Below are 11,177 nucleotides of genomic sequence, written 5' to 3'. Positions count from 1 at the left end.
ATTTACAAGTCTTCTAACTGCTCTTTATCAATGATCCAGACTTCTCGATTCTTTCTTTTTACATAACCATTCTCCTCTAATAATTTAAATTTTCTAGATAAAGTTTCGGGGGTCGTACCGATAAATGCAGCAAGTTCTTTCATTTTCATTGGCAGGAAAAAGTGATCCTTCCCTGTCGCTTTAGCTAAGTCAAGCAGATAGACAGCGACTCGTTCTTCTACTTTTTCCATCATCAAAAAAGTTGTCTGCTGCTGTACTTTTGTTAATTTCTCAACGTTGATTGCTAAAAGTTTCAGACTAAGGGCGGGATAATGCAGTAAGAGTTCCGAGAAATCTTTTTGTCTCAATATGCAAATTTCCGTTTTTTCTAGTGCTTCGCCAAATAAAGACTCATTTGGAACGCCTAGCAACTGGCTCTCTCCCTCATATCCGCCCGGCTCTATTACTCGTAAAAGCTGTTCCTTTCCGCTAGCAGATAATTGATACACTTTCATACTGCCGGAGGCCACGATCACTAATTGAGGTTCTCCATTCGGCGCAAGAATCTGTTCTCCTTTTTCCACATAGTGATGTTTGACAAGTGCGTGTACTTTTTCTTGATCTTGCTGTACTAAGTGATTGAACAAAGGAACAAATGAAACACATAAATGATCATGACTCATAATCTCTCCTCCTTCTAAACAGCTATTTCTAATAAAGGAACATGGCTTGCCTTATTCCAACTGATAATTTTCTTTTATCATAGCATAAACGTCAAGCGAACCAGATACCAGCAAATAGAGTGGATTTCTTTTTGTCACTTGCTTTATTTTCCTTCTTTTGAGACCTTAAGTAATTGATTCCTATCAATTTTTTAAATATTTACTTTTTGAATAATCAAAAACAAACCTTCACTCGCAAGCCGAGAGTAAGGTTTGTTTTTCGCATTGCTTATTTCGTGTTGTCTATTGAAATTTTTCCGCACCTAGCTTTTGATATAGTGGTGCTAGTTCTTGTAAGGTTTCAGCGGTTATTTGCTCAACGTGTTCGATTTCTTGCGGATAGAAGAATAGTTTACCCATTTGAAAGGTTCGGTCTCTCATCGCTTTTTTCAACTCTTCTTGTTTCTTTGTATCGGACAAATAGTCAGACAAAGCTAAGTGGTCGTCAAGTTCATGTTCTGGTTGCGGCCATATGTAATAATCCTTGATATCGACTGTTTTGCTCCACTCTTTCAGTATCGCAAGCAACTGGTTATACGCTGCAATGCTACCATATCGTTCTTCGCTTTTATAATGTTGGTACATCAAATAGATTTGGTATTGTTTTTGATTCAACAAAACTGCTAGACAGGCATTCTCGTCTTGACGAGATTCGCTTCGGTACGCGCTCCAAAAATGACTGCGTAAATTCCAGCCATTCGTCCAGCTTTCGATTTTAGGTTTGCTCATGCCGTACATATCAGGCAAAAGTGCAGCTGTCTGGAGCTGGATCTCTTTCCATTTTTGCCAGTGTTCTTTATATTCTTTCTTGATTTGTTCGATCTTATCTGTTGGATGGCTCTCTTTGAGCTGTTTGAATGCGTAGATTGGTCGATCAAACAACTGATAATCTGATTTTCCAAGTTCCATTGTTTCGCCTCTTTCCGTTATCTTTTGTATTCTACCTGAATTTTGCGATATGGACAAATAGAGGTTGTGAAAAAGCTGTTCTGTATCAAGTCATAAGAACAGCCAAACAAAAAACTGCGATGAGCATCACCGCAGTTTTATTGAACTTAAGGTTGATTGATCACATCTAAAAGCGTTGAAAATAAAATGGCACTAGAAGCAGCTCCTGGGTCGATATGTCCGATTGCACGCTCTCCTAGATAGGAAGCTCGTCCTTTTTTAGCTACCAAGTCTTTGGTGTGTTCTTTTGCCTGGTCAATGATTTCTTTTGTTAAATTCCCTGCTTTCAACGCCTCTGTAACTGGTAGCCAAACATCTAACATCGTTTTATCGTCAGCTTCTGCCTTTCCTCGGCTTTGAATACCCGCTGTTCCCTGCTCGATCACTTCTCCTAATTTTTCTTGAGAATCAATAGAATCGACCTCTTTTGTCGCTTTCATCATGTTCATGAATGCAGATCCGTATAACGGACCAGAAGCCCCACCAACTTTCGATATCATCGCCATAGAGAATACTTTGAATGTATCACTAATTGTTTCAGGATGATCGGCTTGAAAAGCTTCTTCATAAGCTGAAACCCCTCTTCCCATGTTATTTCCATGGTCTCCATCGCCAATCGGGGTATCTAGATCACTGAGATATTGTTTGTTCTGATTGATTGCCTCTGCAAATTGCGTGAGCCATTCTTGGATTTCTTGAACGGTTAGTTTCATATTATCACCCTTTTATCTTGAGATTTTTTACCATGAAATCGTCTGTACATTGCTTTCTAAAGAATCTTTCCATTGTGTCTCCGTCAAGTCGATCAGTGTTAGAGAAAGACCTTGCATGTCTAGTGAAGTCATGAAATTACCGACTTTTCGGAAAACTACATTGACGCCTCTTTCTTCCAACAAAGCTAAAACATCATTCATGAATACGAACTGTTCCATCAAAGGCGTCCCACCCATTCCGTTGACTAGTACACCTGCTTCTTTTGGCAAATTCGAGTAATCATCTAAAATCTTAGTAACAAGTTCCTTTGCCAGTACTTTAGAAGGCTGCATCTTTTCTCGACGATAGCCTGGCTCACCGTGGATACCAACACCATACTCGATCTCATCTTCTCCTAGTTCGAATCCTGGTTTCCCTACTTCTGGTACAGTTGCTGCTCGAAGCGCTAGACCGATCGTCTTAGTTGCCTGTACGACCTTTTCTCCCAGTTCTTTCAACTCAGCTAGGGAAGCACCGTTTCTTGCTGCATCGCCCACGATTTTGTGTACAAGGACAGTACCTGCAACTCCGCGTTTTCCAGCAGTATACGTACTATTTTCAACGGCGATATCATCATCTACGATCACACTTTCTACTTCAATATCGTCCATAGCAGCTAGTTCCTTTGCCATATCGAAGTTCAATGCATCCCCTGTATAATTCTTAACGATCAGTAAAACTCCTTTTCCACTATCCGCTTCCTTGATAGCCGTTTGAATCTGATCTGGAGTTGGAGAAGTAAACACATCACCAAGCACCGCTGCACTTAACATTCCTTCCCCTACAAACCCGGCATGGGATGGTTCATGTCCGCTTCCTCCACCAGAAACCAAACCAACTTGTTCCGCTTTCTGATTCTTGGCTACAACACGGGAAGATTCTACACGATGAACAAGTTCTGGATAGCTTTTTACTAATCCTTCCAGCATTTCTTCGACAATATTGCTTGGATCATTCATGATTTTTTTCAATTTATTCCCATCCTTTCTTTCCGGCATTTTGTGCTTCTGTTAAGATTTGCTGAGTATCATCCGTTATACCGGCAGTGATGGCTGCTGCAAAAGCTCCTTCCACTAAAGGCGCATCCACCAGATGATAACGTTGCTGCTGTTCTTCTTCCAACATGTCTTTTGCCAGTTCCGAATTCAATACCGCGCTGCCGATATCCGCAAAAACAAAATAACTAGCTGCATCACTTGATTCATTGACAGCTTCTACGATTTTCATCGGGTCTGATCCGATCTCGCCATTTATTCCGCCGAGAGAAAAGATCTGCACCTCTTCGGATTTTTGCATCTGCTCAATCATTTCTTTAATACCATCTGTTACTTTTTGACTATGAGAAATAAGCAAAATACTCTTTTTCACAAGAATCTTCCTTTCTTTTACATAGTTGCTAACGATTGGTTTCGCTTTCATTAATGAACAATTCAAGTATATAATAAATTCCTAATTTTGGGAAAATATGTGTTGCGCATCTTGAACTTTGTTATACTTTTATTAAAGAGAGGAGTGATCGAATGATTACAACAACCACGAATAGTGTGGAAGGAAAAACCGTAGTAGCTTATAAAGGAATCGTTTTTGGTGAAGTTATTACTGGGATCAATGTATTGAAAGATTTTGGGGCTGGTTTGCGAAACGTCTTCGGCGGCCGTTCAAAAAGTTATGAAAATGAACTAATGGGCGCAAGAGAAGAAGCCCTTGCGGAAATGGCCGAACGTGCAAAAGCATTAGGAGCTGATGCAATCATCGGCGTAAAAATGGACTACGAAGTATTAGGCAGCGACAATGGCATGCTGATGGTCACATGTAGTGGAACAGCTGTCTCCACAAGATAAGTAGGAATAGCTGTCTTAATAAATAAAAAGAGATGGGACATGTAGTGGGACCCAAGAGTTAGATTTTTCAGTCTAACTTCGAGGTTCACTACCTTCCCATTCTCTCTTTTTTATTTCTTTTTTCGAATGATTCCGTAAGCTGCTGCAACTAGCACACCTGTGCCTACGAAGGAATAATTGACAGAAGCTGTTTTTTCATTTGTTTTTGGTAAAGTCTGACTTGTTGATTCGGATGGCTCTGTCGTTTGATGAACTGTTTCTGTCGTGGTTCCAGAGGCCACTGATTTTTCTCCTGCCGAATGCAAAATATTTTTTATTCGTTGGAAACTAGCTGCTAAGTCTGCTTTTTTTGCTTCAAAATCATTAGCAACTGTTTGCGCTTCGCTGATCTTTCCATGGATCGCTTGACTGGCCGCTGTGATATCCGCTTGAGTTTGACTTAGCTTTCCAGAAGCTGTTTGAGCAACCTGATCTAATTGTTGATTGAATTCTTTTGCTTGTTGGATCTTCCCGTCAAGATCTGTTTGGACAGCTTCCGCTTTTGCTTTCGCTTCAGCAAGCTTTTTCTCAAGTTGTGCACGATCATTTCCCGCTTTATTTTTAAGATCAGCTAAATCTTGATCGATTGCTGCTTGGTCTTCTTTCAATTTGTTTTTTGCAGCCTCTAATGCTTCTTCGAGTTCTTTTCTTTTATTTTCCAAGTCTTGCAAATGATCGATTGGGTCAGAAGAGGTAGAACTATTTATTGATGTATCTTCTGAAGACGAAATCGTTTCTCCTGAATTATCTGTCGGTACATTGGAAGTCATTTCTGTTTCCGAGGCACCGTTTTCAGCACCAGAAGAGCTTATAGTTGTTGAAGGTTCTGTTTGAGCAGGTTCAGAAGTTTCCGCAAAAGCTGTCTGTCCCAATAAGAAAATACTGGAAACAGCAATTGGCCAGATTAACGGCTTCATTCTTTTTTTCATCACTTTTCCCATCCTTACTACTTTTTAACTAATTTCTTATTATAAGCAAAAATGTTTGGAAGAACCATAAACATAACAGGCTGTTTGTCTAAAAAACGGTGCATCTTTTATTTTTTTGTACGTTCCGGGCTTTTCCATGTCCCGCTTCCATAACCTAAAATCGTTTTGACTGCTGGAATGAAAGTCGTCACGATCGTTATCGCGTTCACTATCCAGAACAAAAGCATATATAGTGGTGCGAAAAGAAGGTATTTCAATTTTCTTCGTCGATCATCTACAATCAGCGAAGCTAGCAACTGGAAAAATCCTGCGACCATTTCAAAGCAGATGAACACAAAACTGAATGTAAAAGTAATATAAATCTGTTCGTAGTTTCCTTGATATACATAATGCCCGATTAATCCAGCAAAAAGAACTACGGAAATACAAAAGAATATTGACCAGACAATACTCAATGTTTGATCAATGAAGATGATCGTTCTTCCAATATGTTTAAAAGGATGGAGCATCACTTTTTTGAAATTCGTCAGCCAGACTTCTGTTCCACCTTTTGCCCAACGTTTTCTTTGTCGATATAGCATCTTCAACGTCACAGGTACTTCCATGAAAAAGATGATCCCAGGAGTAAATACAGATACCCAATCATTTAACTGATGATCCCAAGCAATACTGATGTCTTCTGTCGCTCGATCTTGTCTGAATCCGCCCACATCGATCAAGGCTTCTTTTCGATACATCGTATTTGCTCCACTGTACGCATAAAGACCACCGAAAACAGCTGACTGTGTTCGTTTGATGATACCCACGATACTTGAGAATTCAACCGTTTGAGATTTTGCAATCAATTTGGTACGATTTTGGACATCCATATTTGCAGTGACCGCAGCAATATGTCTTGCACCAGGGCGAATGAAATAATTCACATACCTAATCAGTGCATCTGGCTCCGGTACCGTGTCTGCATCATTGCTTAAAATCAATTTCCCTTTTGCAAAGGCAAGTCCGATATTAAACGCGTGGGCTTTTCCTTTATTTTTTTCGATCCGAACCACACGAAGATTAGCGTATTTTTTCATCAGTCTAGCTAATATTTCTGGTGTTTGGTCCGTTGAACCATCGTCTGTCACTAATACCTCATAGTTGTGATAATTCAATTTCGTCATCAAATACTCGATTGTATCTTCGATCACAATTTCTTCATTATGGGCTGGCACCATGATCGTGATGAACGGTTCGACACTCAAGGGAACATCTACCCATTCTTTTTGCTTATGTTTGTATAAAAACACATAACACCAGACACCAATAAACCATACAAATCCGCCTAAAATCGGATAAGAAACGAGAAAAAAATACATAATAGACAAACAAGTATCTAAGAATAAATTACCTGTATGGGTGATTGAGATCATTTCAGTTCCACCCCATTTTCTTTATACAAATCTGCAATGAATGTCGTATCTAGATTTTGCTCCGCGGAGACAGAATAAAAACGGACCGTTTCTCTCTCTTCTTTTGTTCCAAAACGTTCCGTATACACTTCTTCAAGTAATTCTTGTCTTTTTTTCAATTTTTCATCTTCATATTCAAAAGATTTATTTACTTTTTTGTATAGATTTCGATTGTTCCACCTAGTCAATACAAATGAGGTAATCAGGAAACTGAAAAAAATCAATACAAAAAAGCCGATTAAGAAATACAGCATTTTCTTTTCTGATAAAAAAGCGTACAAGGAAAAATCCTTGGCTCTTTCTGGTCTCGTTAATGGGAAAAACACCCATATAAAAGGAAGAACAACGATCATCCATCCTAAAAGAGCCACTAACGTTTGCCAAATCTTTAACCAGTAATTACCTTTTGAAAAATACTTATCTTTCACCAAAATTGATGCAACTTCTTCTCTTGTTACTTTTTTCATATCCTCACCTCACGTTTTTTTGTTACGACGTAGGAGTTTACCATACATTTCATTTCTTTTCACATAAAGTGTTCCTAAATTTTTCCTAAGAAAAAGAACAAAACATTTCTCATCAGTAAATGAAAAATATTTTGTTCTTTTTATCAGTTGTTCTTTTTATTTTTTATCTCTTAATTATGTTGCTCTTTCCAATACGACAATGCTTTTCATTCCTCTAGATATCGCCGTGTACATTTGTCTGCGTCTTCTTTGCTCATCTCTATCGTTTTCAAATGGATACAAGATTACATGATCAAATTCCAGTCCTTTTGCTAGACTCAAAGGGATGATCTGGCAGTTTTTTAATCCACATGAACTTTTTTTAATCGATTCTTGCAACGTTTGGGTTTCCTCTTCTGTTTGGGTGATAATTGCCGCTTTTTCTCCTTTTAGAGAATCCAAAATCTCAGCTAGTATTTCCAACAATTCTTCAGAGGATCGAAAAGAGCGGTATTCGGGTTCTTTTCCTTGCGGTCGGATCGATACGATGTCGATCTTCTCTTGATCCACAGCATAGGTTTTGAAAAGCTCTGTGATTGCTCCGCTAGAACGGTAACTATTTCTAAGATCATACCGATGGATCGGCAGATGGTAGTCGTCGAAACAACGTATAATATCAGCAAAAGTAGTGGAAGAATTAAAGATTGCCTGATTCTCGTCACCTACTAAAGTAAAGTGAGTTTTTGGAAATAATTCGATCAATAGACCTAATTGTGCCAGGGTATAATCTTGTACTTCATCAATCAATAGATAGCGAAACGCTGGTACATTTACCTTTTCAACAAGTAAATGACGAATAGCTAATATAATGACTGCTTCATCAACAGTACGTGTGGGTTGCCAAGCATAAGCTGAGCCATATCGTTTTTCATAAATTCTTTCAAACAACTGATGCTCATCCACCCATGCCATTTCTTCGATTTGTCTGGTTATTTTTCGATATTTTTTTTGTAAAAGTTTCCTTGCATAAGCTGCAATACTTTGTTCCGAATCATCAGAAATCAATTTACCGAATAATTCCAACTGCCTATCTTCTGTCAACGAGAGTACCTGATTCTGCACAGCAGGACTTTTTGCTTGTTTCAAAAGATGATTCTTCCATTCGCTCATCAGTGCCTTTTTCGTTGCTTGAAGCCTATCGATCAATTTAGGATGAGCAGGAACTTTCTCATATATTTTTTCGATCGTTTTTTTAGAAAGGACTGTTTTTCCATTTTTAGCAAGTCCACGGATAAAATTCGGATGATCTAAAAACAAAGGATCTGATTGTTTTAGATTATCGATAAACTTTTTGCTACGCAAACGTTCTGTCTGCTCCGATACATTTTCTCCCGTGATACGTTTGAAATAAGCCTCTTCACCTTCTATTTCCTCTGCTGAAAGCTGTGAAACCAGCTGTATGATGGTTAGATTCAGTGGATTTCTTTCACCTAATGATGGTAGGACATTCGAAATATAGTCGATAAACCGATGATTAGGTGATAGAATCAGCAAGTCATCAGATGTCATCGTATCTCGATATAAATAGAGCAGATACGCAATACGCTGCATGATAGCAGAGGTTTTACCACTTCCTGCTACGCCATTTACCAAGATATTTTGACTTTTCACATCCCGAATGATTGTGTTTTGTTCCGATTGGATCGTAGCAGTGATAGCCTTCATTTCATTGGTCTCATCTTGGCCTAAGACTTCTAATAATACGTCATCTTGAATAGCTACAGACGTATCAAAAAACTTGATCAAACGATCTCTTTCCAAAATAAATTGTCGTCTTTCTTTAATAACCGTATCGATTTTATTTTGACGAACCGTATAAGAAGATGGACCAATCATGTTATTGTAAAAAAGTTCGGCAATTGGTGAACGCCAATCATAAACAAGATTTTCATCTGCATCATCTGTGAAATTTGCTGTACCGATATAAAAGGATTCTTTTGGCTCATTATCCAGAAAGTCTACAACGACTTTTCCAAAGTAGGGACTTTTCAATAAACGTTCGATCTTTGCTAGCTGATTTTCTGCGTTTTTCTGTTTGATATTCATCTGATCGATTTCTCTATTTTTCATTTCAACCATCGAAAAAGTATCCAGGTTATCTAAGTAACTGTCAAAATTCAATCGAAACTCGCCAGCCATTTCTTTCAACGACTGGTTTCCTTCTATTTTTTCCGTATCCATCGATTCACGCAGTTCGTTTTTTTTATCAATTAGCTTTTGATACACGTTCTTCAGATATGCTTCTTCTAACTGTTTTTGTGTGTTGACCATACACATTCTCCTCTTTTTTTAAAGTGGTGGAACCGATTAGTTTACCTCTTTTAAGAGTCGAATGCAAGCTTTTTAACGAGTATCATTTGTTAGGATATATCAGTTCTTCAGGTCGGACAGTTTGATATAAAGAAAATGCACCATCAAGGTTTTTTACGTGGTAGCCAGACTGCTTCAAGATTCTTTCCGCTAGATAGCTACGTAATCCGCTATGACAGCTGACGATATATTCTTGTTGGCTGTCTACTTCATTTAATCGATCCCGAAGTTCATTCAAAGGGATATGTTTGGCTTCCTTGAATTTGCCCTTTTCCAATTCTTCTGCTGTTCGCACATCTAATAAAATTTTTCCTTTTGCTAGTTCTGTCGGCAATTCATGCCATTGTACGGTTTCACTAAGCCCTTCTGCAATGTTCATTGCTGCATATCCTAGCATGTTTACTGGATCTTTGGCTGAGCCAAATGGCGGTGCATACGTCAATTCTAACTCCGGCAAATCGAAGATCGTCAAATGCCCTTTGATTGCTGTTGCTAAAATATCGATCCGTTTATCCACACCTTTTGCCCCAACACCTTGTGCACCATAAATCTCGCCAGTCTCTGGATGGAAGATCAACTTCAGTAAAATATCTGTTGCTTCTGGATAATAGCTTGCATGATCTTTTCCTGACACATGAACGACTTCAAAAGACAGCTCGTTTTCTTTGGCTGTTCTTTCACTTAATCCGGTGGATGCGGCAGTCATTCCAAACGTTCGTATAATTGCTGTTCCAATACCGCCTTGATTTCTTCGAGAAATTCCGGAAATCGTGTCCGCAACTTGTCTACCTTGACGATTGGCTGGTGAAGCAAGAGAAATAAGTGCATCTTTTCCAGTGATTTGCTGTTTTACAACGATAGCATCCCCCACCGCATAAATATCAGGAATATTCGTTTGATAACGTTCGTCTACTAGGATACCCCCGCGTATGCCTAATTCAATTCCAGCGGTCACTGCTAGCTGGTTATCAGGACGAACACCAATGGATAAAATAACTAAATCAGCAGGGATGGTACGCCCATCATCCAGTCGCAATCGTTTCCCGTGATCTTCAAATCTAGCGACAGCATGAGAAGTAATCACTTCTACTCCTTGATGAGACAATTCTTTTTCTATAAAAGCTGCCATTTCTTCATCCAGTGTCGGAAGAATATGTGGTGCTTGTTCGATCACCATGACTTCTAAACCTCTTCTTTTTAGGTTTTCTGCCATTTCCAATCCGATGAATCCTGCACCAACGATCACAGCACGCTTTGGCTGTTTTTCTAATGCATGCATCACTTTATCGATATCTGGTACATTTCTAATAGAAAAAACATTGTCGGCTTCTGTTATCCCTGGAATCGATGGAACAACTGGTTTTGCACCAGGAGATAAAACCAATGCATCGTACTGTTCAATGTGTTTTTGACCCTCATGTACGACTTCTACCGTTTTGTTTTCGGGAAAGATGGCTGTCACTTCATGATTTGGACGCACATCTAAACAAAAACGAGCGGATAATGATTCTGGCGTTTGGACAAGAAGATTTTCCCGTTCACTGATTTCTCCCGAAAGATAATAAGGCAAGCCGCAATTTGCAAAAGAAACATACGGTCCTTTTTCAAAAACAACGATTTCTGCATCTTCCATTAATCGGCGAAGCCGTGTAGCAGCAGACATTCCACCTGCTACACCTCCGACAATAACGATTTTCAT

Annotated in this window: 11 protein-coding genes; 1 reads left to right on the top strand and 10 read right to left on the bottom strand. The window is 39.0% G+C overall.

Annotated features, from left to right (window positions below; all coding sequences use genetic code 11):
- Window positions 1-2: 2 nt before the first annotated feature.
- The 5 genes from IGL15_RS01835 to dhaM form a co-directional block, all read right to left on the bottom strand.
- Window positions 3-662, bottom strand: a complete 660-nt coding sequence (locus IGL15_RS01835; protein WP_002289290.1) for a Crp/Fnr family transcriptional regulator — start codon at window positions 660-662, stop codon at window positions 3-5.
- 282 nt (window positions 663-944) lie between these two features.
- On the bottom strand, window positions 945-1,610 hold the full coding sequence (locus IGL15_RS01830; RefSeq protein WP_002289292.1) for a glucose-6-phosphate 1-dehydrogenase family protein: 666 nt from the start codon (window positions 1,608-1,610) through the stop codon (window positions 945-947).
- 146 nt (window positions 1,611-1,756) lie between these two features.
- Window positions 1,757-2,362: a dihydroxyacetone kinase subunit DhaL gene (gene dhaL / locus IGL15_RS01825; RefSeq protein ID WP_002307910.1), complete on the bottom strand. Its 606-nt coding sequence runs from the start codon at window positions 2,360-2,362 to the stop codon at window positions 1,757-1,759.
- A gap of 27 nt (window positions 2,363-2,389) precedes the next feature.
- Window positions 2,390-3,400 (bottom strand): dihydroxyacetone kinase subunit DhaK, encoded by a 1,011-nt coding sequence (gene dhaK / locus IGL15_RS01820; RefSeq protein WP_002289294.1) that lies wholly within the window; start codon window positions 3,398-3,400, stop codon window positions 2,390-2,392.
- Window positions 3,375-3,770: a dihydroxyacetone kinase phosphoryl donor subunit DhaM gene (gene dhaM, locus IGL15_RS01815; RefSeq protein ID WP_002304157.1), complete on the bottom strand. Its 396-nt coding sequence runs from the start codon at window positions 3,768-3,770 to the stop codon at window positions 3,375-3,377. Before dhaM ends, dhaK begins: the two co-directional genes overlap by 26 nt.
- Before the next feature lie 152 nt (window positions 3,771-3,922).
- On the opposite strand from dhaM, the gene IGL15_RS01810 reads away from it, so the two are divergent.
- Entirely contained in the window at window positions 3,923-4,243 is a 321-nt protein-coding gene (locus IGL15_RS01810; protein WP_002292575.1) for a putative heavy metal-binding protein, read from the top strand.
- Between the two features lie 110 nt (window positions 4,244-4,353).
- Here IGL15_RS01810 and IGL15_RS01805 read toward each other — a convergent pair whose 3' ends face one another.
- From IGL15_RS01805 to IGL15_RS01785, 5 genes are all read right to left on the bottom strand, one after another.
- Window positions 4,354-5,211 carry an LPXTG cell wall anchor domain-containing protein gene (locus tag IGL15_RS01805; protein ID WP_002307908.1) on the bottom strand — a complete coding sequence of 286 codons (858 nt, stop codon included), beginning with the start codon at window positions 5,209-5,211 and terminating at the stop codon, window positions 4,354-4,356.
- A gap of 107 nt (window positions 5,212-5,318) precedes the next feature.
- Window positions 5,319-6,623: a glycosyltransferase family 2 protein gene (locus tag IGL15_RS01800; RefSeq protein WP_104765255.1), complete on the bottom strand. Its 1,305-nt coding sequence runs from the start codon at window positions 6,621-6,623 to the stop codon at window positions 5,319-5,321.
- Entirely contained in the window at window positions 6,620-7,129 is a 510-nt protein-coding gene (locus IGL15_RS01795) for a hypothetical protein (protein WP_002307905.1), read from the bottom strand. Before IGL15_RS01795 ends, IGL15_RS01800 begins: the two co-directional genes overlap by 4 nt.
- A 174-nt stretch (window positions 7,130-7,303) precedes the next feature.
- On the bottom strand, window positions 7,304-9,439 hold the full coding sequence (locus tag IGL15_RS01790) for a HelD family protein (RefSeq protein WP_104765254.1): 2,136 nt from the start codon (window positions 9,437-9,439) through the stop codon (window positions 7,304-7,306).
- Window positions 9,440-9,521: 82 nt separating this feature from the next.
- Window positions 9,522-11,177, bottom strand: coding sequence for an FAD-dependent oxidoreductase (locus IGL15_RS01785; protein WP_104765253.1), 1,656 nt, complete (start codon window positions 11,175-11,177; stop codon window positions 9,522-9,524).

Source organism: Enterococcus sp. DIV0436a (assembly GCF_051711605.1).
Taxonomy (GTDB): Bacteria; Bacillota; Bacilli; order Lactobacillales; family Enterococcaceae; genus Enterococcus_B; species Enterococcus_B faecium.
The sequence above is the reverse complement of the archived record's forward strand: the minus strand, read 5'-3'. Positions and strand labels throughout refer to the sequence as shown.